Below are 25,664 nucleotides of genomic sequence, written 5' to 3' on the forward strand. Positions count from 1 at the left end.
ATGTTACATGTGTAATGTATATAATTAATATTTATTCGTTTGATGATAAAATAAAAATGGGACCCTCCATTAGATTTTATCTAAGAAAGATCCCTTTTCAAGGTCGAACGCCACTAAAATGTGCAAAAATTAGATTATCGCCCGAAGAACTTATTGATCGCTTCTACGCGGTTGTTGACGTGGAGCTTTTCGTAAATATGGTAGACGTGCTTGCGGACCGTTTCGGGGCTAATGAAGAGAGACAGCGATATTTCCTTATATATCATTCCCTTGGCAAGCATTTCGAGGATTTCCATTTCCCGTCGGGACAAAGAGTCGAGCCGGTCGCTTTCTTCGTAGGCGCCGCCCGGGAGGGCGGCTTTGCCCTGGCCCTGGAAGGCAGCCACTACCTTCCGGGCGATCTGGCTGCTCATGGGGGAACCTCCCTCGTTCAGTTCCCGGATCGCTTCCAGGAGCTTGTCGGGGGTGGTCTTTTTTAAGACATACCCGCTCGCCCCCGCACGGAGGGCTTCGAAGATCTTGGCGTCGTCTTCATACACGGTACACATCATAAAGAGCATTTCCGGGTACCGGCGTTTGAGGATGCGGACACATTCGATCCCGTCCACACCGCCCAGGTGAATGTCCATCAGGACAACTTGCGGAACGGTTATGGGAATGCCCACCAGGGCGTCTTCACCGGAGCTATACGAAGCGGCCCATTCAAATCCACCCGACAGTTGCAGGATCTGTTCAAGCGCCTGGCGTATGTCCCTGTTGTCTTCGACAATACAAACACGGATGGGCATCATGAGGCGAAGGTGGGGAATTTTGCGCGGAACTGCAATACCGCAAACCGGGTACGATCACCGGGGCACGTACACCATGTACTTCTCTGCGAACCAGGGTTCGGTAAAGAGCGTGGACAACTCCCAGACGTGCGGCCGGAGCCCGCTGCGCGCGATCTCATCGGTCAGGTCTCCTCCCTTGAGGCATACAAGACCATTTTTGTGCGGGCTGCCGGGAAGGTGTTGATTCCGAAGCAACGGCCGTCCCCAGGTCCAAAGATCCAGGAGGGGCGCCACCGCCCGGCTGACGGCAAAGTCAAAGGCGCCCTTGGGGAGCGATTCGGCCCGGGCATGATAGGTGCGAACGTTGGTGAGGCCGAGGGCCTTGACCGCTTCTTCCACCACCTTTATTTTCTTACCGATGCTGTCCACGAGGTGAAAGGTCGCTTCGGGAAAAAATATGGCCAGGGGTATACCGGGGAAACCGCCGCCCGTTCCGATGTCGACGATTTGAGCGCCGGCGGGAAAGACAAACCCGGTGGCGATCGCCAGGGAGTGGAGGACGTGGCGTTCGTACAGGCTGTCGATATCCCTGCGGGAAATGACGTTGATGCGCTCGTTCCACTCCCGGTAGACCGCATCGAGCTGTGTCCACTGCCGGAGCTGCTGGGGCGTGAACTCGCCAAAATAGCGCTGAATTATTTCCACTTGTTGGAGGGGCGTTTCCATACTGCCGGGGCAAAGATCACATAATATATGAATTGCCAAAGATCCAGCAGGGGAAACCACCAAAAAAGATCCTTTTCCCGGAGTGTACGCATGGCTTGATAAAAGATCACGGCCTGGAGGAGGAAGCGCAGACCGAAGACGGGCCATATATACCAGGACCAGGGCGCGGGCGTGACCAGCAGGCTGAGCAACAGCAGCGGATACACCAGGAAATGGGTGCCGCTGTACAGCCCCAGCAGGAATTTGTGGACGGGTTTATAATACCGGCTGGTGGTAAAGTGCCGTTGCTTCTGACGCAGCCATTCGGCCCAGGTGGCTTTCGGGGGGGAATAAACGAAGCTGGACGCGTCCAGGACAATACGGGTGTTCCGGGCGTTGGCGACGGCGTTTATAAAAAGGTCGTCGTCCCCGCTGGGGATTTGATTATGGCCTGCAAAACCTTTGTTCCGGAAAAAAAGATCCTTTTTGTAAGACAGATTCCGGCCGACCCCCATATAGGGTAAGCCCGCCTGGGCATAGGAAAAATATTGTAAAGCCGTATGAAAGGTCTCGAACCGGATGATCCGGTTGAGGAGGCCGGGCTTCTTTTCATAAGGGCCATACCCCAGCACGACTTCAGTGCCGGGATGATAGGCATTTTGAAAACTGCGGACCCATTCCCTGGAGGCCGGGGTACAGTCGGCGTCCGTCAGGACGAGGGTATCGTACCTGGCGGTTTTGATCCCCACGGACAGGGGGAATTTCTTGCCGATGATGAGCTGGGCCTCCTGGTGGAGCTCTACGGGTTTGAGCCGGGGATAGTCGGAGGTAAACCGTTCCAGCACGAACTTGGTATCGTCAAAGGAATTGTCGTTGATCACCAGGACCTCGTGCTCCAAGGGATAATCCTGCTCCAGGACGGAGGGGAGGCGTTCCGAAAGGTTGCGCGACTCGTCCCTCGCGCAGATGATCACGGAGACGGGTAGGGTTTCGCCGGCTCCTTCGGAAGGTTCTTTGTGAAATGCAACCCTGGAAAAGAAAAACAAATAGTAAAAGACCTGTATCGCAATGATCGCGCAAAAGAGGTAGAAAGCACAGAGGGGGATAATCGGATTCATCCGGGCATAATGATTTTAAAAGGACGGATGCAACCTTACGGTTTCATACGGAACAAAAATACGAATTTCGCCCAATGGAATTGACATTCGCTATCGAAGGCACCGACCCGGGCACGGCCGCCCGTGCGGGGCGCATCCGGACGGACCATGGGGAGATCGAGACGCCTATATTTATGCCGGTAGGCACGGTGGGCAGCGTAAAGGCCGTCACCCAGCAACAGCTTCAATCGGACGTAAACGCCCAAATCATCCTCGGCAATACGTACCACCTCTACCTCCGCCCGGGGACCGGTGTTCTTTCCAAAGCGGGCGGGCTTCACCGTTTTAACGGCTGGCCCCGGCCCATCCTCACCGACAGCGGCGGCTACCAGGTTTTTTCCCTGGCGGAAAACCGGAAGATCACTGAAGAAGGTGTGGTCTTTCAAAGTCATATCGACGGGAGCCGCCACCTGTTCAGCCCCGAGGGCGTCATGGACATCCAGCGCGCCATCGGCGCGGACATCATCATGGCGTTTGACGAGTGCCCACCCTATCCCGCGGAATACCGGTACGTGCGCCAGTCCATGGACCTGACCCACCGCTGGCTGGACCGTTGTATCGCCCGCCTGGCCGACACCCCGGACGCCTATGGGTATACGCAAAACCTGTTTCCCATCGTCCAGGGAGGAACCTTTGCGGACCTTAGAAAAGCCTCCAGCGAATACATTGCTTCCCGCGGCGCCGCAGGCAACGCCATCGGGGGACTGAGTGTGGGAGAGCCGGAGGAGCAGATGTACGAGATGTGCGGTCTTTGTTGCTCCTTCCTTCCGGCGGACAAACCGCGCTACCTTATGGGCGTGGGCACCCCCTGGAACATCCTGGAGTCCATTGCCCTGGGGGTGGATATGTTCGACTGTGTGATGCCCACCCGCAACGGCCGCAACGGGATGCTGTTTACGACCGAAGGCGTGATCAATATCCGGAACAAAAAATGGGCGGACGACTTCTCCCCCGTCGATCCCGGTCTGACGGACTCCCCGGCCAGCGCCTACAGCAAGGCCTACCTGCGGCACCTGTTCGTGGCAGGCGAGATCCTCGGGCTGACCCTGGCCAGCCTGCAAAACTTAACGTTTTATTTGCACCTCGTCCGCGAGGCGCGGGTACACATCCTGGCGGGGGACTTTGCGGCCTGGAAGGCAGCCATTCTGCCACGGATCAAGCAGCGGTTGTAATTTTCGACTACATTTGGGGCGGCATGAAAAAGATCGATTGGTACATCCTGAAAAAGTTCCTGAGTACTTTTTTCTTTGCGATCCTGATGTTCACCGTTATCTCCGTGGTGGTGGACATCAGCGAGAAGACGGATGACTTCGTGCGGTCGAACCTGAGCTTTCGTCAGATCGTCATGCAGTACTACATCGGCTTCATTCCTTATATCATCGCCTTTCTTTTCCCGCTGTTTGTTTTCCTGGCGGTGATCTTTTTTGCCTCGAAGATGGCGGCCCGGACCGAAGTGATTGCCATCCTGAGCAGCGGGGTGAGCTTCCGGCGCTACCTGCGGGCCTTTGTCGTGGGCGGGGTTTTCTTAGGATCGATCCTTTGGTGGGCGGACCGCTTTATCGTCCCCAAGGCCAACCAGATCCGGACGGACTTCCAGGCCAAATACGTGGACACCGATCCCTATAACCCTTCCCAGGCCCAGCTCAACCGGATCCATTTCCGGATCGATCCCGTGACGTATGCCGGGATGGCGTTTTACGACACCCTGCGTAAAACCGGGTCCCAGTTCTATATGTACCGGCTGAACGATTCCGACAAACTGGTCTACAACCTCCGCGCGGAGGGGATCTCCTGGGATACGGCCACCAAAAAGTGGCGGCTGGACAACCTCATCGAACGAAAGATCAACGGGCTACACGAGACCGTGAGCATGGACATCCAAAGAAAGGTCGACCTGCACCTGGCCCCCTCCGAGCTCAACAACGACTTTTACATACAGGACAAACTCACAACTCCCCAACTGGACGTGTATATCAAACGCGAAAAGCTCCGGGGCGCGGAAGGGGTGAATACCCTGGAGGTAGAGCGCTACCGGCGGGACGCCACCCCGGTGGCCGTTTTCCTGCTGACCATGATCGGGGCCTGTATCGCCAGCCGGAAGATCCGGGGAGGAAGCGGGGTCCACCTGGCGCTGGGCATTTTTATCAGCGCGGTCTACATCATCGCCAACCAGTTCTCCACCGTTTTTTCCACCAAAGGACACCTGCCCCCCTTCTGGGCGGCCTGGATACCCAATATTATCTTTTTGTTTGTCGCCTGGGGTTTGTACCGCAAGGCGCCGAAATAGTTTTGGCCGCCGACCCGATCGGCGTAACTTTAGCCATCCAAAAATCAATTTATCATGGCCACAGTCAAAGAAAGGTTCAAGGAAGTAGCGGACAAGGCGAATGCGGACACCAAGGAATTGCTAAAAGAGCACGGCGGTAAAAAGATCGGGGAAGTGACCCTTTCGCAGATCTACCAGGGGATGCGTGGGATGACCGGGCTAGTGAGCGAGACCTCCCTGCTCGACGCCAACGAAGGCATCCGTTTCCGTGGCTATTCCATTCCCGAGCTGCAACAACGACTGCCCCATGCCCCCGGGGGCAAAGAACCTTTGCCCGAAGGCCTGTTTCACCTGATGCTGATCGGTGAGCTGCCCACGGAAGACGACGTGACCACCGTAAGCAACGCCTGGGCCCGGCGCAGCCACGTACCGACCCATGTATTTGCGGCCATCGACGCCCTCCCCGTCACCGCCCACCCGATGACACAGTTTGTCTGCGGGATCATGGCCCTCCAGACGGAAAGCAACTTTGCCAAGGCCTACGCCAAAGGGCTCAATAAAAAAGACTACTGGGAATACGTATTGGACGACGCCATGGACCTCATCGCCCGCCTGCCGCGTATCGCCGCTTATATCTACCGCCGCAAGTACAAGAACGGGGACCACATCCAACCCAACGGTCTCCTCGACTGGGCGGGGAACCTGGCCCACATGCTGGGATACGAAGACGAAGGTTTCAAGGAGCTGATGCGTTTGTACATGACCATCCACGCCGACCACGAAGGCGGAAACGTCTCCGCTCATACGGTGCACCTGGTGGGTTCCGCCCTCAGCGACCCCTACCTCAGCTTTGCCGCCGGTATGAACGGCCTGGCCGGACCCCTGCACGGGCTCGCCAACCAGGAAGTGATCAAGTGGATCATGGAGCTGCGCGAGGAGCTGGGTGTCGAGCTGCCCACCAAACAACAGATCGACGCCTACGTCCGCAAAACCCTCACCGAGGGGAAGGTTGTTCCCGGTTACGGACACGCCGTCCTGCGCAAGACGGACCCCCGTTTTACGGCCCAGATGGAGTTTGCCAAAAAACACATGCCGGACGATCCCCTGGTCAACACCGTTTGGAACATCTACGACACGGTGCCGGGTATCCTCAAGGAATTGGGGAAGGTCAAAAATCCCTGGCCCAACGTCGACGCCCACAGCGGCGCCCTGCTGGTCCACTACGGCCTGGTGGAATACGAATTTTACACCGTCCTTTTCGGGGTCAGCCGGGCCCTGGGCGTGCTCGCCAGCCTTTGCTGGGACCGCGCGCTGAATTTCCCGCTCGAACGTCCCAAGTCGGTCACCACGGACTCCGTCCACAAGTGGCTGAAGGGCGAGGGGGAGATCTGGGGCGAATAAACCGCTCGTCTTATGTGGTGGCTTTTTGCGTTACTCTCCGCTTTCTTCGCCGCGCTCACCGCCCTCTTCGCCAAGATGGGTGTCAAAGGCATCGACTCGGACCTGGCCACCGCCATACGAACGCTGGTCATCCTCTTTATCGCCTGGGGCATCGTTGTCTACAAAGGTGTGGGCCGCGAAGCCGCGTCCCTGACCCGGGAGAACTGGATCTTTCTCGTCCTGTCGGGCTGCGCCACCGGTCTCTCCTGGATCTTTTATTTCCGCGCTCTTCAACTGGGGAGGGTTTCCCAGGTGGCGCCCGTCGACAAGCTCAGCGTGGCGATCGCCATCCTCCTGTCGGTCATCTTCCTGAAAGATGTCCTGACCTGGAAAACGGCGATCGGCGCCGGCCTTATTATTGGGGGGACGTTTGTGTTGATATTATAAGGGCGCCGCCGCAACTCATAGGGAAACGCCTATACCTATGCCCGTATTGATGGAACTCCTCGGCCCCGTCAGGGTCGACTCATTGACGGTTCTTTTATACTTCGCCGTTACAATATCGCCCGTTGCCGTCAGGTACCACCTCTTGGTAAGGTTATATTGTACACCCACGCCCGTCTGAAACGTAAACGGCGCATCGCCGAACCCCTGGTATTCGTTCGATCCGGACCACTGGGCTCCGCCCAGGATACGGGCCGTAAAGGCCCATTTCTGCTGGTCGCCAGGGAACCAGCGGAAAGAGGGTCCCACCATCACCCGCCACGAGGAATAGGACGAGTAATTGGTGGGCGGATAGAGCTGGCCGTTGTCAAACCCGTTGTCCTGGTGCCCCACCAGGAAGGACAGGTTGATGCCCGTAATGATCTTGTAGTTGACCTGGACTTGTGCATCCCAGCCTGTCAGCGCGTATTGGCTGTTGGCGTTCGTCGTACTCGTTTTGGCAAAACTCCCAAAGGGGATTGCCGGTCCCGCGGATACGGATACGTCCCAGCGCCCGGTTTGCGTTTGTGCGGCGGCGCCTAAAGAGAAAAGAAGAATGGGTACAAAAAGAAAGTGCCTCATGAAAACGTATTTTGGTTTGCAGCGGCCAAAATACTAGCATTGTCCACTCGCCCTTTGTACAAATTTGTTAAGGTCGGTGAACGGGCGCTGGTAACCGGTGAAACTCAAAGGTATACCCCGAGACCAAGGTCGATATTGATCGAATTCCGCGGACGAATGGTTGACCCTTCCGGGATTTCCCCCCAGGGGCCAATGCAAGGAAGGTCCCACCAGGAAACGCCAGGATTCGTAGGAAGGAGAAGGATACGAGGCCGCAAAGAAGGAAGAGGGGGAATAAAAATAGTTTCATAGCAACGTTTATAATGTGTAACCCAGCCCCACGGCGGTGTTCAGACTGCTGAAAGTAAACGGCCTGTCGGAGACGACAGGTGGCACCTCGTTAGAAATGACCGGCACTCGAAATCGCGACTGGACAAAGTCCGCCGACCCAAGGAGAAACCAATGTTTGACGAGCTTATACCGTAGCTCCAGGCCGCCACCCCAGGCGAAAGAACTTCGCACCGAATAGCCCTCCGGTTCTTTAAAATGCACCAGCCCGGCCAGGGCCCTTGTTTTTAGCGCCCACCGCCCGCCCAGGTGAACCCCGTAGGAAGGGCCGGCCAGGAACCTCCAGGTGTCATAATGGGTGCCGGGCATCCAAGCGTCCTCATTGCGTTGGTACCCGCCGAGCATATCCAACCCAAATCCATGGAACGCCCCAAAGCTGGCCTCCCCCTGGTAGTTCCAACCGGTTTTTGCGTTTGCGGAGCTGGAAGCAGGCATCAGGTGTGCAAATGTACCCATAGGAAATGCACCGCCGGAGGAAAGGGCGAGGCTCCATTTTTGTGCAGAGGCCCCCAACGACAATAATGTTGTCACACAGAGTAAAAATAGTTTCATGGCTCTTTTTTTACAGTGAATACCCCAGCCCCACGGCTGTACTGACAGAGTTATACGCGTAATGCACCCGGCTGCTAAAAAACAGGGCGTTGTTGGCATAGATGGTTTCCTGGTGACGGTAATCTGCTTCCAGGTAGTCCGCGGTCGCCTGGATAAACCAGCGTTTATGCAAGGCATACCGCGCGCCCAGACCGCCCCCCCAGGTAAAAGGGGTGGGTCGCGGTCCTTCCAGGGGTGTCAGACGTTCTACCCCGGCCAGGGCCCGGGCCGTGAGGGCCCAGTCGCTGGTGAGCGGAAGCTGGTATACCGGTCCCGCCAGCAGCTTCCAAAACTGGTAGTACTCACCCCTGGAAGAAGAGGGCACCCACCCGTCGCCATTGTGTTGGTAACCGGCAAGGACGCTCATCCCCCAGCGACGGTACACCCGGTACGTGGTTTGGGCCTGGATGTCCAGACCCGTGCTGGCGTTCCCGCTGACGATGTCCGGGTCGGCCTTTGAAAAATTGCCGGTGGGAAAAGCGGGGCCTGCCGAAAGGGCAACACTCCATTTTTGTGCAGATGCTCCCGACGACAATAACATTGTCACGAAGAGTAGAAATGGTTTCATGGCTATACTTTGAGGTGAGTCAAAATACAGCGATCCCCAGGCATTGTCCATACCCGGGCACGTATAGTTTTGTTAATTCTGTTACTTTTGGTCGGCGTCCTCTCCTTGTAGTTCGTCCTCCTTCTTTTCCCGCCGGAGGTGTACCTGCGGATTGTCTTCGGTGCCGGTGATGGTCATCGGGATGCCGATGATTCCTAAGGGTGGCAGTCCCAACCGGAACTGGAGGTTGAGCTTCCCGTCCAGACCGACCTGTCCTTCAAAACGGGGACGGAAGCCCAGCACGCGCATGCGGGTGCGTTCGATGGTGATGATGTTGCGGGCTATGGTGGACTTGATCGCCACCTTGCTCAGGTGGGGGTTGTTGACGCTGTCCTTGCCCGTGGCCTTACTCACCGCGCCGAAAATCTTTAGTCCATGTACTTTGACGTCGGCGATCGACAAGGTGCCGCCGCCCGTGAGGGAGGGCAGGATGGGATGCATATTGGCGTCAAGGTCGCCCCCGATCTGGTAGTCGAGAGATACGATCCCGTCCGCTTTGGACGCGGAAGTGGCCAGGTCATGGAACAGCTTGACTTCGTTGTAAGCCCGGCGGATGTTAAAGTTCTGGGCGTTGATGTGGTAAGTAAAAAACGCCCGCTGTGGATTTTTGCTACCATAGGTAGCGTCCATGGTGACGGGCGCGCCGATCAGGGTAAAGGCCAGTTGTTGCAGGTTGACCTTGCCACTGTCGATGCGGACGGCGCCCTTACAACTGTCGAGGGTGAGGCCGTTGTAGCGGACCTGGCCGATGTGGGCGTCGAGGGCGAGGGAGAGGTTGCCGGGGACGAGGACGACGCCGGTGGAGCCCGAAGGGGCCGCGCCCGACTTCGCGTCCGAAGCGCCGGTGGCGCTGCCCGCCGAAGATGCCGGAACGGGCGTCGGCGTCGCCCCTTTGTAGGCCATCAGCTCATCGACCACCACCAACGGACTCTTCAGCGTAAACTGCCCGCTCAGCGGCGCGTTAGGCTGCGTCGCATACGCCACGAGATTGGACAGATACCCATCCAGAGAGAACTTGCTGCTGCCGTAGGAAGCCTTAAACCGGTCAAACCACATCTTCTCCTGGTCAAACCGGAAAAGCCCGGTTTGGATATTAAGCGGTTTAGGGAACATGTCGGAGGTGAACGAGATCTGCTCCAGCTCCATGGTGCCGGAATTGTTCAAACGGTCGTAGTGTCCTGCGCTGGCGTCGCTTTGAAGGCCTTTGAGCGAAAGGTTGGTGCGGATAAGCCCCTTGACGTCCATGCCGGGCCGGGCAAAGACCTGGTATAGTTTGCCCAGGTCGATGACGCCGTTGGACTGTACCGAATAGCGCAGGTTGTCGAAATCGGAGAGGTTAGCCTTTAGCGTAAAGGGCTGGTCCTCGAACCGGAACGACACCGGTGTGAGCCGGACCTGGAGGGAGTGCATCGTACCGGTGGTGTTGATCACCACGGCGCTGACCTGGATGTTGTCGATGGGGTGGGGATAATACTTTGTTTGCACGCGGCCGTCCGCAAGGTCCAGGTGGGCGGTGGTCACCGGGAAAAGGTGGTGCCCGGGGTCATAGGTCCCGTGGACCGTTACGTCGGTAGAAAGGTTGCCCGCCAGTTCGAGGCTGTCCAGGGGATAGAACTGCGGAATGTCCGACAAGTGAAGGACGCTATGAAGCCCCCCATCGAGCGCAAGTGCCCCCGATGCGTAGTTCGCCTTCAACCGGCCGTCCAACACATCACTTAGCACCCGGGCGCGCAGGCTGTCCAAACCCAGGTGCATGTCGCGGTAGTTATGCGTCGGGCAATCGGCAGACAGCCGGAGGGCGATCCCCTCGACGGCCTTTGGTAAACGAGCGTATTTGAAAGATCCGTCGTCCAGGGCGGCGTTCAAGCGGAACGACGGAATGCTCGTCACCACGGTGTCGAGCTCCCGCAGCCCTTTACGGACAACCTTCGTGGCGTACTGCCCGTCTGCATCGAGGGCCAGGGTCAGCCGCCCTTTGAGGTCATAGGGCGCGAGACCAAAGGCCCGGTCCCAGTCCCCCAGGTCCATGGACGTGCGGACATGCGCAAAGAGGCTGGGGGCGTTGAGGCCCTTTAGTCGAAGCACGGACGAAAAATACCCCTGGCCCAGCGTGAAATACAACGAGTCGATATGGACAAAGAAACTGTCGGGGTTGAGCCCGGGGATCTTCGAGTCCAGGTTGAGAAAAACGTGTTCGATGGGTTTGGGCGCCTTGTTGTTGTTGACATAACCGTTCCGGACGGTCATGTGGAAATCGAGGTCGGGCATCGCGCCCGTCTTGGAATTGTACTTGCCCGTGAGGGAGGCGCCCATGGTGGCGTCGCCCCGGAGGTCGGTACTGTCCAGCCAGCCTGCGTATTCGGGGGGCAGCGCGGTAAAGATGTCGTGGAGGTTGGTCGCGTTTGAATTGAGCTGGAAGTCCATGCTGTAGCCTTCCTGGAGAAAGTCAAAGCGCCCCTTGAGCTGGACCGGGAGGCTGTTAATGCGCAGGTCGTTTTTCTCGAAGATGAACGACAGTGACTTGGTGTTGATCCGGGTCACCAGGTCGGCGCCCAGCCGCTTGGAACCGATATAGTGCTGTTTGTTATAGTCGAGGTCGAAGGTATCTACCTGGATGTTGGACTCCAGGTCGAAAATGTCCTGGGCCAGGTTGCCCTTGCCCAGGTAGTTGAGGTTGTCGCAGGTGATGAGCAAAGGGATGGACCGGTCGTCATAGACGAGGTCGGTGCCGTCGAGTTGTATCCGCTGGATCTTGAGCGAGGCGCCGCTGGTATCGCTGCTGGAAGCGGCCTTCGTGGTCGTATCGGATTTATAGACGTTATAGTTGGCCTCGCCCTTTTCATTAATAAGGACGTGGATATTCCCTTTCGTCAGGTAAATCTCGTTGATGTCTATGCTTTTGGAGAAAACAGAAGCAAGGTTGACCCCGAGCGCCACCTGGTCGGCGGCCACCAGGGTATCGTTTTGAAAAGGGGCCGACCCTTTCAGGGAAAAGTCATACAGCGTCAGGGTAAGGGAGGGAAAATGATTGAAAAACGACAACCTCGCCTTGGAGAAATTCAGCTCGCCGACGATGGCATGGGAGGCCCAGGCTTTTATTTTTGTCGACACAAAACCGGGGAAAAGGACCGGTAAAAAGAACATCAGAACGAGCAGGCTGCCAATGGAGATGCCCGTTATTTTCAGCGCCTTAATAAGTATTTTTTTCATAAGTCGTGCGTTAGCCCTGCTCCGCCTTTAGCGCGCGCAACATGCCCGAATAACCCAGGGATCGTGATAAAGCGTTGACGGCCTGCGCAATCCGCTTGACTCGCGTAGGTTCCGTTTTGGCGCTGTCGATCCATTTGCTAAAATAGCGCTGGTGGCCGGGGGGAAGCGTTTTGAAAAAGGCGAGGGCCTTTGGTTCGTCCTGCAAAGATTCCATTAAATCCGCGCAAATCACAAAAGGTTTTTCATCCAATTCGAGCCGGACGCTGAGGGTAGCTCCCTTTTGTTTGCGCACCGCCTTGCGCATCTGGGCGTTGATGGCGATGATAAATTCCCCCTCTCCCATGGGAATGAGGGCGACCCCTTCGATCGGATGCTCGTCCAGGAAGCCTTTTACCCGGAAACTGGTTTTTCGGCCGGGTTGCAGTTTGGCGCTGGCGGCGGCCGGAACCCGGATATAGCGCCAACCCGTTTTCTCCCCCATGTCCTGAAACTGCTCGATGACGGCCTTAAAGGTGATCATAGGCGCTAAAAATGGGCATTTTTTTCCATTTTGAAAAACCATACCGAATTGGAAGGCCCGGCAAGGCGCTAACGGCCGTTTGACGGGCCCGGACGCCAGGGGCGGACCCACGCCCGCCGGGGCTTTTGGCTGCTGTCGGCCGGAGGGGGCCACCCCGGCACCCGTTTTGGCAATCAAGGATACCGTGTCATTAAATCACGTTAATGTTATGATGGCTGTCCTCTTACTCCTCCTGGGGTTGATTTGTTTCTACCTCTTCTTCGTATCGATTGATTACTTCGAAAAAATCTAGACTCATGATCCTCACCCTTTTTATCCTCTCCATTGCGGTGTTTTTATACCTGTTGTACGTACTGGTAAAACCGGAAAAATTCTAAAAAATGAACACAGAAATTGCAGGTATCATCGCCACTTTCCTCGCCGCCGTCCTCCTGGCGTATCCCCTGGGACGGTACATCGCCAAGGTTTTTGCGGGCGAAAGGACCCTTCTTGACTTTTTTAGCCCCGTGGAACGCTTCATCTACAAGGTCTGCGGGATCGACCCACATAAAAAGATGGACTGGAAGGAATTCCTAAAGGCCATGCTCACCATCAACCTCGTTTGGTTCGTATATGCCTTTTTTATGTTCCTTTTCCAGTCCCACCTTCCCTTCAACCCGGACGGGAACCCGGACATGACGCCGGACCTCAGTTTTAATACGGCAATCAGCTTCGTGGTGAACTGTAACCTCCAGGACTATTCGGGGGAAACCGGGGTCACCTACCTCACCCAGCTTTTTGTCATCACCTTCCTCCAGTTTGTCAGCGCGGCCGTCGGGATCGCCTGCCTGGTGGGTGTGTTTAACGCCCTCCGGGAAAAGACCACGAACAACCTCGGGAACTTCTGGGTCCTCCTGGTCAAGACCACCACGCGCATCCTGATTCCCCTGTGTGTCGTCGTTGCCGTGCTCCTGGCCTTTAACGGGACGCCCACCAGTTTTGACGGGAAGGATACGATCACGACCGTCCAGGGGGATACCGTCCAGGTCTCCCGCGGCCCGGCGGCCGGGATGATCGCCATCAAACACATCGGCACCAACGGCGGGGGCTGGTACGGGGCCAACTCCGCACACCCCCTCGAAAACCCCAACTATTTCACCAATATGCTGGAAATGGTCGCCCAGTTGATCATTCCGCTGGCCATGGTGTTTGCCCTCGGCTTCTATATCCGCCGGAAGAAATTCGCCTATGTCATTTTCGGGGTGATGACCGTGGGAACCCTTTGTTTACTCATACCCACCGTGATCACCGAAATCCACGGCAACCCGCTCATCGCCCACCTGGGGATCGCCCAGCCGGGCGGGGCCACGGAGGGTAAGGAGGTCCGCTTCGGCGCGGCCGCCTCGGGTTTCTGGAGCATCATCACGACGATCATCTCGACCGGTTCGGTCAACTCCATGCACGACAGCTCCATGGCGCTGTCCGGCCTGATGCAGATCCTGGCAATGCTCGTCAACGCCTTCTACGGCGGTTGCGGGGTCGGGCTCCTTAACTATTACATCTACATCATCATCACCGTATTTATTGCGGGGCTGATGGTCGGCCGTACGCCGGAGTTCCTGGGCCACAAGGTCGAAGCCCGCGAGGTCAAAATCGCCGCCCTTGTCACGCTGCTCAGCGCCTTTATCATCAAGGTGGGGACGGCGCTGGCGGCGTACTACAACGTCCACCATCCCAACGTCAACTGGGCCACAAAGCCCTCGGCCTGGCTGGGCAACCCGGGCTACCACGGGTTCACCGAAATGCTCTACCAGTACACGTCCAGCAACGCCAACAACGGCAGCGGGCTGGCGGGGCTGACGGCCAACAACCCTTTCTGGAACATCGGGACGGGGATCGCCATGATCCTCGGCCGGTTCCTGCCGATCATCGGACCGGTGGCCATCGCGGGGATATTGGCAAGGAAAAAATACGTACCCGAATCCGCAGGCACGCTTCGCGTCGACTCTTACACCTTCGGCGCCACCACGTTTGCCGTGATCATAATCATTACTGCGCTTTCGTACTTCCCGCCCCTGGCCCTCGGCCCGATCGCGGAATACCTGAGCATTAAATAATCGACCAGATGAAAAAATCTTCTGCATTATTCCCCCGTGAACTGGTGATCAGCGCCCTGAAGCAGTCCTTTGTCAAGCTCAACCCACGTGCCATGGCGAAGAACCCGGTGATGTTCACGGTATACATAGGCACCATGATCATGCTGGCCGTGTGTGTGTGGATCGGCATGGGCGAGCAAACGCAAGGGAGCCTGGCGTACAACATCGCTATTTTTGTTATCCTTTTTATCACCCTTTTATTCGCCAACTTCGCCGAAGCGATCGCCGAGGCCAGGGGCGCCGCCCAGGCCGACTCCTTGCGCAAGACACGGGAAGACACACCGGCCAAAAAGGTACTGGCCGTGGGCGAGATCTTCCTGAACGAGGTCAAGGTCGTTCCGTCCAGCCAGTTGCGCAAAGGCGATGTCTTTATCGCCGAAGCCGGTGACACCATCCCCATGGACGGAGAGATCATCGAGGGCCTCGCCACGATCGACGAAAGCGCCATCACCGGTGAATCCGCCCCCGTGATCCGGGAAGCGGGCGGAGACAAGTCCTCCGTCACCGGCGGGACCAAGGTCCTTAGCGACAAGGTCAAGGTGCGCGTCACCACCAACCCCGGGGAAAGCTTCCTGGACCAGATGATCGCCCTCGTCGAAGGCGCCAGCCGGCAAAAGACCCCCAACGAGATCGCGCTCACGATCCTGCTGGCGTGTTTCACGCTCATCTTTCTGATCGTGGTCGTCACCCTGAAACCCTTTGGGGACTACGCCGGTGCCCCTATCACGATCGCCGCTTTCGTATCCCTGTATGTCTGTCTGATTCCCACCACCATCGGCGGGTTGCTCAGCGCCATCGGCATCGCCGGGATGGACAGGGCCCTGCGTGCAAACGTCATCACCAAAAGCGGTAAGGCCGTGGAAACGGCGGGGGACCTGGATACCCTTTTGCTCGACAAAACGGGTACGATCACCATCGGGAACCGGAAGGCCACCCACTTCTGGCCCGCGCCCGGTATCCGCAAGGAAGCGTTTATCGAATCCTGCGTCCTGGCGTCTATGGCGGATGAAACCCCCGAAGGAAAGTCCATCCTGGAGCTGGCGACAAACGGTGGGATGCGGCTGCCCTCCGAAAACGGGGAAACCCGCTTTATCCCCTTCACCGCCGAAACCCGTTGCAGCGGTGTGGACCTGAACGGCGGCACACGCATCCGCAAAGGAGCTTACGACGCGATCAAGTATATCGTGGAAAAGAAAGGGAATGCCTTCCCCGACGAGACCCAGCTCAAAGTCAAGGAGATTGCCTCCAACGGGGGCACGCCCCTGGTCGTGAGCAAGGACGGCGCCACCCAGGGCGTCATCGAGCTCCAGGACATCATCAAACCGGGCATCCAGGAACGCTTCCAGCGGTTGCGGAAAATGGGTGTCAAGACCGTCATGGTGACCGGGGACAACCCGCTCACCGCGAAATACATCGCCGAGAAGGCCGGTGTCGACGACTTTATCGCCGAAGCCAAGCCCCAGGACAAGATGGACTATATCAAAAAAGAACAGCAAGGCGGCAAGCTGGTGGCCATGATGGGGGACGGGACCAACGACGCACCCGCCCTGGCCCAGGCGGACGTAGGCGTGGCGATGAACAGCGGTACCCAGGCCGCGAAAGAAGCCGGCAACATGGTGGACCTCGACAACGACCCCACCAAGCTCATCGAGATCGTGGAGATCGGCAAACAGCTCCTCATGACCCGGGGCACGCTGACGACCTTTTCGATCGCCAACGACGTCGCAAAGTATTTCGCGATCGTACCGGCCCTGTTTATCACGTCCATCCCGGCCCTGGCCGCGTTGAACATCATGGGCCTCAAAAGCCCCGAGAGCGCGATCCTGAGCGCCGTGATCTTCAACGCCCTCATCATCCCGATCCTGATCCCGCTCGCCCTCAGGGGGGTGGCCTACAAACCCATCGGCGCCAGCGCGCTCCTGAGGCGGAATATCCTGATCTATGGGATCGGCGGGATTGTCGCGCCGTTTATCGGAATAAAGCTGATCGATTTGATCCTTGCGCTGTTCATGTAATAAAGCAATTGAAATGAAAAAGTATATTTTGCCCGCCCTTAAATTGACCCTTTCGCTGATCATCCTCTGCGCGGTGATCTACCCGCTGTTCATCGCGGCCATCGGCCGGCTGACCCCGGGTCACGGACGCGGAAAGACCGTCACCGCCAACGGAAAGGTCGTGGGCTATGCCCTCCTCGGGCAGAAATTCACCGACGACAAATATTTCTGGAGCCGTCCGTCGGCCGTCGCTTATAACGCCGCGGGCAGCGGCGGGAGCAACAAGGGCCCATCCAACCCCGACTATATAAAAGACGTACAGGCGCATATCGACACTTTCCTGGTACACAACCCCGGTGTCGACAAAGCGCAGATCCCGGCCGAACTGGTGACCTATTCCGGTAGCGGGCTTGATCCCGACCTCTCGCCCGCGGCAGCGCTCATCCAGGTGAAGCGCGTCGCGTCCGTGCGTCACCTCCCCGAGGCCGCCGTTCACGCTCTGGTCGAAAGCCATGTCAAAGGCCCCTTTCTGGGTTTGTTCGGGCCTTCTACCGTAAACGTGCTCTCATTAAATCTTGCACTTGACACACTTAAACCATAATCGCTTATGAGGAAAACTACAAGCATTTTCGTTCTGACGGCAGCCCTGTGCGGAGGGCTGTATGCAAGCACTGCGTATGGACAAACAGGGCTCGCGGCCGCAGCCGCCCCTGTACAGGCCGCCCCGGTCAATGCGACCGCGGCGAATGACATCGCGGCTCCCGCCGCGCCGGCCAAACAGACTCCGGGGGGAGGTCTTTTGAGCTGGCTCCACGGACGCGCGATCAAAGACACGAACGGCATCCAGGTCGAGCAAAAAGCCAGCGATCCGTTTGCCTTCGGTGACTTCTCCTGGCTCAACGGGGCAAGCCGGAAGACGACGCCGCCGGCGTTCGACTCGAAGTATTTTACCGGGGACGTGACGTTCGACCTGAACTACACGCACTCGTACAACGCCCCCATCGACAACACCGTGGTGGGTTCCACCGCCCTGGCCCGGGACAACGAGCTCCAGCTCTCCTTTATGGGCGTCGGCGGGGACATCCATTATGAACACGTCCGCGGCCGGGTGATGATGCAGTTCGGTACCCGCTCCACCGTGGTGCCCCGTAACGACGGGAGCTCCTACAAGGGGCAGTACGACCTGCAGACGATCTACCGCTACATCAGCGAAGCCTACGCCGGTTACCACTGGGACACCTGGCACGGGATCAACCTGGACGCCGGTATCTTCATGTCGTACATCGGGTTGTTCTCGTACAACAACTTTGAAAACTGGGGGTACCAGCCGTCCTATACCTCGGACAACACGCCCTGGTTCTTCAACGGGCTCCGGTTGCAAACCTTCCCCACCGACAAGCTGAAGCTGGAGTTCTGGCTCATCAACGGCTGGCAAAGCTATGGCATGTTCAACCGCTCTCCGGGTATGGGTGTGTCTATCTATTACCGTCCGAAGGAAACCGTGGACTATGTGTTTAACGAATACTACGGCAAGGACGACGAGGGTGCCCCCGGGCGCTACCGCTTCCACTCCGACGACAGCTATGAACTTCGGTATGTCAACCGCAAAAAGGGCTTTATCACCAAGGCCGCTTTCTCCCTTACGGGTGACTTCGGTTTCGAGGACGGAGACGGCGTAACGCCTTTCGGCAAGCACGATTCAAAAGGGAATGTGCTTCCTGCCCAGAACTTTATCAGCGGGATGGTCTACAACCGTCTTTGGTTTGGCGAACAACAGAAGTTTGCCTGGACGATCGGCGGGGGCTATATGCACAACCCCGGCCAGTACCTGGTGCTCGCTCCCACGGGATATGCAGACACCGTTTACCAGGCCCAGACCGGCATCGGCTCTACCTTTAACGCCTGGGATGCGTCTACGTCCATTGACTTTATGCCCAACCAGAACCTGACGTTTAAGCTCGAATATGTACACCGGAAACTGGTTAATATCGGCGCGGCCCCCGGTACGACGCCCATGACCGGGTATTTTGCCGGCCATGGAGGCGTTACCGGCCCCACGGGGTACACCAACACCGGAAATTATACGTATACATCCAGTGGAGCATCGATCGCCCCGCCGCTGAACAGCCTGGGAGGATGGATGCCGGACCTCACGAATCATGAAAACAGGATTGTCCTGGCCCTATTGGTGAGGTTTTAATAGAGAGCAAACAACCGCCGCCGGTCCCCGTAAGGACTTGAGCGGCGGTCATTTTCAAACTTTTTTGGGCGCCGGAGGCGCCCAGCCCGAAGGGCCGTAATTAGCGGTGTTGCGGCGGCGGGCTAAATTGTTCACATAGACCGCCGACGCAACACAATGCCGAACGATCCCAGCGCACAACACTTCCTGGAATTGATCCGCCGCTCCCGGCGGGGCAAGCTGAAGATCTATATCGGCATGAGCGCCGGAGTGGGGAAAACCTTCCGGATGCTACAGGAAGCCAGGACGCTCCTCAAGAACGGCGTAGACGTCAAGATCGGCTATGTCGAGACCCACGGACGCCTGGAGACCGAAGCCTTGGTAGAAGGTCTTCCCATTATTCCCCGCCGCAAGCTGTTTTATAAAGGCAAGGAGCTGGAGGAAATGGACGTACAGGCCATCCTCAACCTCCGGCCCGAAGTCGTCGTCGTCGACGAGCTGGCGCACTCCAACATCGAGGGCAGCCACAACGAAAAACGGTGGCAGGACATCATGGACATCCTCGACGCGGGGATCAACGTGATCAGTGCCGTCAACATCCAACACATCGAAAGCCTCCACGGGGAAGTGAAGGCCATCACCGGCGTGGACATATCCGAGCGCGTCCCGGACAGCGTGCTCCGGCAGGCCGACGAGGTGGTCAACCTCGACCTCACGGCCGAAGAGCTCATCACCCGGTTGAAGGAGGGGAAGATTTACGCCGCGGAAAAAGTAAAAACTGCCTTGGGTAATTTTTTCCAACCCGACCGTATCCTCCAGTTGCGTGAACTGGCCCTCAAGGAAGTCGCCTCCCAGGTCGAACGCAAGATCGAAATCGAGCTCCCCCGGAACATCCAGTCCCGCGCGGAACGCCTGATGTGCTGCATCAGCACCAACCACGAGATCGCCAAAACCGTCATCCGGAAAACCGCCCGCCTGGCCACGTATTACAACGCCAAATGGTACGTCCTGTACGTGCAAACGCCCAAGGAAGACGCCGACAAGATCGGTCTCGCCGCCCAACGCCACCTCATCAACAATTTCAAGCTCGCCACCGAAATGGGCGCGGAAGTCATCCGTGCCCGGAACAAAAACGTCGGCACGGGCATCCTGGAGGTCGCCGAGGAACGGAAAATCACCACCGTCTGCCTGGGCAAACCCCACCTGAACCTACGCAACATCATCCTGCGCACAGCCGTTTTCAACCACCTTCTCAAAAAGCTGGGCGCTATCGACATAGACCTCGTAATCCTCAGCTGATGGGACTCCGCTTAAAAACCAAATTGACCCTGGGCCTCGTCTTTCTCTTCGTGGTCATCCTGGCTTTCGGGATCCTGGGACTTTTTTACATCAACCGGCTCCGCGGAGACGAGCGCAACATCCTAAAGGATAACTACATCACCCTGGAATACTGCAACAACATGCTCCGGGCGCTCGAAGAATTGCCGGGGGACACGGCCGCGTTGCCTGTTTTTGAGCGGAACCTCATCCTCCAGGAAGCCAACATCACCGAACCCGGCGAGCAGGAGGCGACCCGGGCGGTCCGCCGTAATTTTGTCGAAATGGTGGCAGACCCCGCCGATACGTCCAACTACAAAGACATCCGCCGGGCCATCTTCGTCATCCAGGACCTCAACCAGCAAGCCCTTTTCCGAAAGGATAAGAAAGCCGCGGAGACCGCTTCCGACGCCAACCTCTGGCTCACCATCATCGTCACCATCCTCACCGTCTTCGCCTTTACCTTTATCGTCAACTTTCCCGGGATCATCTCCGAACCCATCAAGGCCCTCACCGAAGGCATCCGGGAGATCGCGGGCAAAAACTACTCCAAACGCATCCACCTCCAGCAAGACGACGAATTCGGCGAGCTCGCCCAGGCCTTTAATACCATGGCCGAAAAGCTCGACGAATACGATCACAGCAGCCTCGCCAAGATCATGTTCGAAAAGACCCGCATCGAGACCATCATCAACCAGATGCAAGACGCCATCCTCGGTCTTGACGAACACCGGAAGGTCCTCTTTGCCAATGTCGTTGCCGAAGACCTGCTGGGTCTCAAGGAGCCCGACCTTCTGGGTCGCTATGCCCCCGACATCGCCCTCCACAACGACCTCATGCGCACCCTTCTGCGCGAGGGCGGCAAAAAAGAATTGAAGATCTATTGCGGCGGGAAAGAAAGTTATTTTGCCAAAGAACCCATCACCGTCCGTAAAGACGACCAACTCATCGGGGAAGTCATCGTCCTGCGCAACATCACCCCCTTCCACGAACTCGACGAGGCCAAAACCAACTTTATCGCCACCGTCTCCCACGAGCTCAAAACCCCCATCTCCTCCATCAAGATGAGCACCCGTCTCCTCCGCGACAGCCGGGTCGGGACCCTCAGCAAGGAACAGCTCGAACTCCTCCAAAGCGTCACCGATGACGCCGAGCGTCTCCTCAAGATCACCAGCGAGCTCCTCAACATGACCCAGGTCGAAACGGGCAACCTCCAGCTCAAGCTCCAAAGCACCCCCGCCGACGAAGTCGTCCACTACGCCATGAGCGCCGTCCAGGTACAGGCCCAGCAAAAAAACATCCGCGTCCGCTACGAAGGCGCCCCCGGGCTTCGCCCCGTCCACGCCGACGGTGAAAAGGTCTCCTGGGTGCTTATCAATTTGTTGACAAACGCCATTAAATATTCCCCCGACGACACCACCATCGAGGTAAAAACCTACGGTGAAGACCACCGTGTTTTTTTCACCGTCCGCGACCACGGCCGCGGCATCGAGGAGAAACACCTTCCCCGCATCTTCGACCGTTACTACCGCGTCCCCGGCAGCACCGAAAAATCCGGGTCCGGTCTCGGGCTTGCCATCTCCAAGGAATTCATTGAGGCCCAGGGCGGGCAGATCTGGGTGAAGAGCAGTTATGGGTCGGGGGCGGATTTTGGGTTTTTTCTGCCCGAAGAAACCGGATAGCTCACCCCCCGCGGATTAATTTTTTGCGGGTTTGGCGAATACCCTTACTTTTGCAGCCGCTCTTGGGGAATTAGCTCAGCTGGCTAGAGCGCTTGCATGGCATGCAAGAGGTCACCGGTTCGACTCCGGTATTCTCCACGTAGATAATCAAGCACTTATGTTTTTGGCATAGGTGCTTTTTTTTTCACTTGACTCCTAATTGACTCCAGAAGCAAAGTAAACCGGCATAAAGCAACACATGCGCTGGGTGAAACCTATATCTACTTTACAGTAGTCGAATTTCTTTCTAACTTCATTCCAAGAGCAGTATCCAACAAATTAGAGTATAAATTTGTAGCGGTGCTGTTCATTTGACCAGAATAACTGCGGATATGGCTGAACCGTTTTTCATTCCCGATGAATGGAGGGAGCGCTACAAATATGCTTTTGAACAGGCGAGGCAAAATATGCCTTTTTACCAAGAATGGATTAAGAATGAAATCGAGGCTGCTATTACAATGATTAACAGCTTTGATAAGGTCGCTGTTATTGGCGGACTAGCCGCAAAATTGATCCGCGCAACACCAACACTTTATAATACTTTCCTTAAAGGATATGACGGCGACGACAAAAATGAAGCTGAAAAAGACCAGCTTCAAGAGGATGATAATATAGAAGTGCTTCTTGAATATGTTATGAACCTGGCAACTGCGACGGCCAATGACAAGAAGGGAGTTCTGCCTAGCGCGGTGGATATTGAATCCATCTATCAGCAATTGTTGAAAATAAAGTTCAATATAAACTTTGGCGAAATGGCCTCCGATCCGCCTCCTGGGACGATGGAAGAGGACCAATGGATAAAAAATATGGTTGTTGCGGATACACTCAATGTAAGAGGACAAGGATATTATTCACACGTAAAGGAGCTTTATCATGAGGTGTTTACACCACATAATGGTTTTTTGAAACAGTATTATGGGTTCGATGCTATGGACCTCCTAGACACAGTCCTTAAACTTGACGCACTGGTATTTTCCAAAATTGGAAACCCCGAAGGGATGTTTGTTTGGACAAAGAGGTTTGAGCGATGGGGCAAGGCTAAGGGATACGACCGCCCAGGCAACTTTTTTCCGGTACCATATCACCACCGAGAATTTTTAAAGGAAAACCCAGACTTACAAGATCCGGGATCACCACAGTCGATGAGCCTTTGCTCACTGGACTCGATCCCTTCATTCTCTCGCCTGTTTTGGGTAATCCCCGAGGACGAGAAAGAGAAAAAAATATTCGATCAGCTTAGTATTTCGTTCGGAGGCAATGGGATTTTTTTATCAGTGCCCAAGTTTAAAGGATTCCCCCAGGGTGATACTGAGCTTAGAAGGCGTCCTATTATAAAGGAAGATGGCAAATTTTATCACTTTTCATTAAATTTTGCATTCAGGAACATTTTTATAATCGCCGAGGATTTGATACGGGAGGCGGATAGTGTCTACTACGATACCTATTACCGGAACAACGCTCAGTCTACAACAAAAGATCGGCAAGTTGAATTGAAAACGAAGTCGGTTTTTGAACAACTATTGCCTGATGCTCGATTTTATCATTCCCTTAAATATGATACAGTAGAAAATGGGATTGAAAAGAAGAATGAGCTCGATATTTTAGGCGTTTCTGATGAGGCCTTATATATTATCGAAGTAAAAGCTGGTGAATACAATACTAAAATTCGCCGGGGTGCGATGAAGGGATTAAAGGATAAACTTGAGGAAACGGTAGGCAAAGGTTCGCAGCAATGCCATCGTGCATTGCAATTTATAAAGGATGAGTTGTCTCCTATATTTACCTATGCAAAAGGTGGTGCCAGCCATACCCTTAAAATAGACAAAAGTGTCGAAAAGAATATCTACAGAATTACAGTAACCTATGAACAACTGTCCGTCGTTGGATTGGAATTACAAAACTTAATAGCGTCGGGCGTTATTGACAAGAACTATAGGGGCGCGTGGATCGTATCGTTATACGATTTGATGACTTTTCGAGATCTTATTGAAAATGAAAAGGACTTTAAGGAATATCTTGATTATCGACTTGGCCTTTATGATAGAACGGATCTTAGTTTCATGGATGAGATTGCAGTATTGGGTTTCTATTTCGATGGTGGATTTCCCCTTGGACCGGTAAACCCCGATCAAAAAATCACAATGGTGGGGTATGACGAAGATATCAATGACTACTATACCAAAAGGGATCTCGCATGGCCGAACTTGCAAAAGCCAAAAAAGAAGACGGATAGTTGAGAGTTTAATTAGTTAGGGCTCTCCCGTTAATATGAATCTCTTATCCACTTGGAATTATAACAAGCCAGTAATTTAAAAATAGTAAAAAGCCACATTTTTTGAAAATGCAGACAACTTGGCATTTATATGCAAAGGTCTGTTTGTCAATATGTCTTTAAGTGCCTTTGGCAAAAACATTGTGGTAGATAACCAAACGGTTGCTCATGAAAAATTACTACATTATTCTTGGTGTTTTGCCAACAGCTACCCCTGAGGAAATCAAAAGCGCCTATCGCAAGCGCTCGATGCAGTATCATCCGGACAGAAACCCTGAAGGGGATGAATTGATGAGGGATCTCAACGAAGCATACACTGTCCTGATCGACGAGGACGCAAGAAAGATGTACGCCCAAAAGTATAAGCAATACCTCGCCTGGGAAAAGCAGAAAAAGGATTACGAGTCCAGGAAGGTCTACCAGATAACTTTTGGCTCAGACTTTCTTAATATATTTTACAATGCAATGGTCAAGGATCCCGCAGTCCTTGCCTGGCAGCGTTTGCTGGGTCACACCTACCTGATCGTAGTCGGCAAACAATATTCAGCTTCTCATATTTACGAGTTCATTAAAAATGTTATGCCTGGCAAGCAACACCTGATCATTGAAGTAAATGTCAACAACCATAGCGGCTGGTTGCCCAAGGACACCTGGAACTGGCTCAATCAATTCAGTAAGCCTGCAGAGGTACCCACCGGTATTTAGGTGCCGGACGTGTTACAAGCATGCAATAACAGATGCCAGGCTGGAGCCTGAATTATGTTCTCAATATTTTTTCATTTCAGTGACTTGTTCTATATTTCAGGTTACATGGAAAATTTATTTAAAGTTAAAAATATTGGCCTCCAACCTTTAGTTGACCAAGATGGGCTGGACGTGCATATGGTCTATACTGAGAAACTACTTTCTCTGAATGTGCTCATTGAGTTTTATACGGCTGTGATTGATGACTCAGAAGAGGGGTATGAGGAGGAGACTGTTATTTTTGCTATCACCTATACCAAAGAACGTTCCTATACTTTTTCTCTTTTCCATAGCCTGAATGTGGTTGGCCCGCTCCAGTTGTACCGGACCATTGCAGACGCGATAGAGTTCATTGAGCGTTCCAGCAAAGATACCTTGCTTGCCGACATGGAGGAAATATCAACAGGACATACGACATCGGATATAGCGGATAACCCCAGGGATAGGAAGAAAATCTACGAAGACGATGTCTGGAAATTTAAGACAACCCTTGATTTAATTGCCGAAAGGCGCACTCAGCGTTAGCGGGCATTCCCAATCCTGCGATTACGGGGTGTCTAAGGAAGGAGCGTAGTAAAATATATGGCACCAATTAGCACGCCAATTATCTTTTCGGTCATTTCCCCGTCTCTGTAAAACAAAATATTTTCAGCTACCGAATGAAGCACCTGGTTTCTGCACATATAGGCGATATACAAGGCGTA

The 25,664-nt window shown here is 55.2% G+C and carries 22 protein-coding genes and 1 tRNA gene; 15 read left to right on the plus strand and 8 right to left on the minus strand.

Translation table 11 applies throughout. The features are described from left to right. Window positions 1-134: 134 nt before the first annotated feature. Genes EDB95_RS07200 through EDB95_RS07210 form a run of 3 tightly spaced genes read right to left on the minus strand, consistent with a single transcriptional unit; the run spans window position 135 to window position 2,593 of the window. On the minus strand, window positions 135-791 hold the full coding sequence (locus EDB95_RS07200) for a response regulator transcription factor (RefSeq protein ID WP_133992098.1): 657 nt from the start codon (window positions 789-791) through the stop codon (window positions 135-137). Window positions 792-845: 54 nt separating this feature from the next. After that, window positions 846-1,496 (minus strand): 16S rRNA (guanine(527)-N(7))-methyltransferase RsmG, encoded by a 651-nt coding sequence (gene rsmG, locus EDB95_RS07205; RefSeq protein ID WP_133992100.1) that lies wholly within the window; start codon window positions 1,494-1,496, stop codon window positions 846-848. Continuing rightward, window positions 1,466-2,593, minus strand: coding sequence for a glycosyltransferase (locus EDB95_RS07210; RefSeq protein WP_133992103.1), 1,128 nt, complete (start codon window positions 2,591-2,593; stop codon window positions 1,466-1,468). Before EDB95_RS07210 ends, rsmG begins: the two co-directional genes overlap by 31 nt. A gap of 74 nt (window positions 2,594-2,667) precedes the next feature. Between EDB95_RS07210 and tgt the strand changes: the two genes are divergently transcribed. Genes tgt through EDB95_RS07230 form a run of 4 tightly spaced genes read left to right on the plus strand, consistent with a single transcriptional unit; the run spans window position 2,668 to window position 6,725 of the window. After that, window positions 2,668-3,804, plus strand: a complete 1,137-nt coding sequence (gene tgt / locus EDB95_RS07215) for a tRNA guanosine(34) transglycosylase Tgt (RefSeq protein ID WP_211352058.1) — start codon at window positions 2,668-2,670, stop codon at window positions 3,802-3,804. Between the two features lie 23 nt (window positions 3,805-3,827). Then, window positions 3,828-4,919 carry an LptF/LptG family permease gene (locus EDB95_RS07220; protein WP_133992106.1) on the plus strand — a complete coding sequence of 364 codons (1,092 nt, stop codon included), beginning with the start codon at window positions 3,828-3,830 and terminating at the stop codon, window positions 4,917-4,919. Between the two features lie 54 nt (window positions 4,920-4,973). After that, window positions 4,974-6,299 (plus strand): citrate (Si)-synthase, eukaryotic, encoded by a 1,326-nt coding sequence (locus tag EDB95_RS07225; RefSeq protein WP_133992108.1) that lies wholly within the window; start codon window positions 4,974-4,976, stop codon window positions 6,297-6,299. A gap of 12 nt (window positions 6,300-6,311) precedes the next feature. Then, the gene (locus EDB95_RS07230) at window positions 6,312-6,725 is read left to right on the plus strand and encodes an EamA family transporter (protein ID WP_133992110.1); all 414 of its coding nucleotides are present in this window, start codon (window positions 6,312-6,314) and stop codon (window positions 6,723-6,725) included. A gap of 15 nt (window positions 6,726-6,740) precedes the next feature. Here EDB95_RS07230 and EDB95_RS07235 read toward each other — a convergent pair whose 3' ends face one another. The 5 genes from EDB95_RS07235 to EDB95_RS07255 form a co-directional block, all read right to left on the minus strand. Continuing rightward, complete coding sequence (locus EDB95_RS07235; RefSeq protein ID WP_133992112.1) at window positions 6,741-7,343, minus strand: outer membrane beta-barrel protein; 603 nt, start codon at window positions 7,341-7,343, stop codon at window positions 6,741-6,743. Between the two features lie 297 nt (window positions 7,344-7,640). Next, window positions 7,641-8,222 carry a hypothetical protein gene (locus tag EDB95_RS07240; protein WP_133992114.1) on the minus strand — a complete coding sequence of 194 codons (582 nt, stop codon included), beginning with the start codon at window positions 8,220-8,222 and terminating at the stop codon, window positions 7,641-7,643. A 10-nt stretch (window positions 8,223-8,232) separates the two neighbouring features. Then, the gene (locus EDB95_RS07245; RefSeq protein WP_162852506.1) at window positions 8,233-8,829 is read right to left on the minus strand and encodes an outer membrane beta-barrel protein; all 597 of its coding nucleotides are present in this window, start codon (window positions 8,827-8,829) and stop codon (window positions 8,233-8,235) included. Between the two features lie 81 nt (window positions 8,830-8,910). After that, window positions 8,911-12,078: an AsmA family protein gene (locus tag EDB95_RS07250; RefSeq protein WP_133992118.1), complete on the minus strand. Its 3,168-nt coding sequence runs from the start codon at window positions 12,076-12,078 to the stop codon at window positions 8,911-8,913. 10 nt (window positions 12,079-12,088) lie between these two features. Continuing rightward, entirely contained in the window at window positions 12,089-12,598 is a 510-nt protein-coding gene (locus EDB95_RS07255) for a YdeI/OmpD-associated family protein (RefSeq protein WP_133992120.1), read from the minus strand. 296 nt (window positions 12,599-12,894) lie between these two features. On the opposite strand from EDB95_RS07255, the gene EDB95_RS07260 reads away from it, so the two are divergent. The 11 genes from EDB95_RS07260 (at window position 12,895) to EDB95_RS07310 (ending at window position 25,485) form a co-directional block, all read left to right on the plus strand. Continuing rightward, window positions 12,895-12,975, plus strand: coding sequence for a potassium-transporting ATPase subunit F (locus tag EDB95_RS07260; RefSeq protein WP_133995095.1), 81 nt, complete (start codon window positions 12,895-12,897; stop codon window positions 12,973-12,975). A 3-nt stretch (window positions 12,976-12,978) separates the two neighbouring features. Beyond that, the gene (kdpA, locus tag EDB95_RS07265) at window positions 12,979-14,694 is read left to right on the plus strand and encodes a potassium-transporting ATPase subunit KdpA (RefSeq protein ID WP_133992122.1); all 1,716 of its coding nucleotides are present in this window, start codon (window positions 12,979-12,981) and stop codon (window positions 14,692-14,694) included. A gap of 8 nt (window positions 14,695-14,702) precedes the next feature. Then, window positions 14,703-16,748, plus strand: coding sequence for a potassium-transporting ATPase subunit KdpB (gene kdpB, locus EDB95_RS07270; protein ID WP_133992123.1), 2,046 nt, complete (start codon window positions 14,703-14,705; stop codon window positions 16,746-16,748). A gap of 13 nt (window positions 16,749-16,761) precedes the next feature. Then, window positions 16,762-17,328: a K(+)-transporting ATPase subunit C gene (locus tag EDB95_RS07275; RefSeq protein WP_133992125.1), complete on the plus strand. Its 567-nt coding sequence runs from the start codon at window positions 16,762-16,764 to the stop codon at window positions 17,326-17,328. Window positions 17,329-17,334: 6 nt separating this feature from the next. Next, window positions 17,335-18,927 (plus strand): outer membrane beta-barrel protein, encoded by a 1,593-nt coding sequence (locus EDB95_RS07280; protein WP_133992127.1) that lies wholly within the window; start codon window positions 17,335-17,337, stop codon window positions 18,925-18,927. 156 nt (window positions 18,928-19,083) lie between these two features. Next, the gene (locus EDB95_RS07285) at window positions 19,084-20,205 is read left to right on the plus strand and encodes a universal stress protein (RefSeq protein ID WP_133992129.1); all 1,122 of its coding nucleotides are present in this window, start codon (window positions 19,084-19,086) and stop codon (window positions 20,203-20,205) included. Beyond that, complete coding sequence (locus EDB95_RS07290; protein WP_133992131.1) at window positions 20,205-21,905, plus strand: sensor histidine kinase; 1,701 nt, start codon at window positions 20,205-20,207, stop codon at window positions 21,903-21,905. The genes EDB95_RS07285 and EDB95_RS07290 overlap by 1 nt, the downstream gene beginning before the upstream one ends. 64 nt (window positions 21,906-21,969) lie before the next feature. Then, window positions 21,970-22,043, plus strand: a tRNA-Ala gene (locus EDB95_RS07295). A gap of 233 nt (window positions 22,044-22,276) precedes the next feature. Further along, window positions 22,277-24,181: a hypothetical protein gene (locus EDB95_RS07300; protein ID WP_133992133.1), complete on the plus strand. Its 1,905-nt coding sequence runs from the start codon at window positions 22,277-22,279 to the stop codon at window positions 24,179-24,181. A gap of 203 nt (window positions 24,182-24,384) precedes the next feature. Continuing rightward, the gene (locus EDB95_RS07305; RefSeq protein WP_133992135.1) at window positions 24,385-24,921 is read left to right on the plus strand and encodes a J domain-containing protein; all 537 of its coding nucleotides are present in this window, start codon (window positions 24,385-24,387) and stop codon (window positions 24,919-24,921) included. Between the two features lie 105 nt (window positions 24,922-25,026). Further along, window positions 25,027-25,485: a hypothetical protein gene (locus EDB95_RS07310; RefSeq protein ID WP_133992137.1), complete on the plus strand. Its 459-nt coding sequence runs from the start codon at window positions 25,027-25,029 to the stop codon at window positions 25,483-25,485. The last annotated feature ends 179 nt before the right edge of the window (window positions 25,486-25,664 follow it).

The sequence above is a fragment of the Dinghuibacter silviterrae genome (assembly GCF_004366355.1).
In the GTDB taxonomy this organism is placed as follows: domain Bacteria; phylum Bacteroidota; class Bacteroidia; order Chitinophagales; family Chitinophagaceae; genus Dinghuibacter; species Dinghuibacter silviterrae.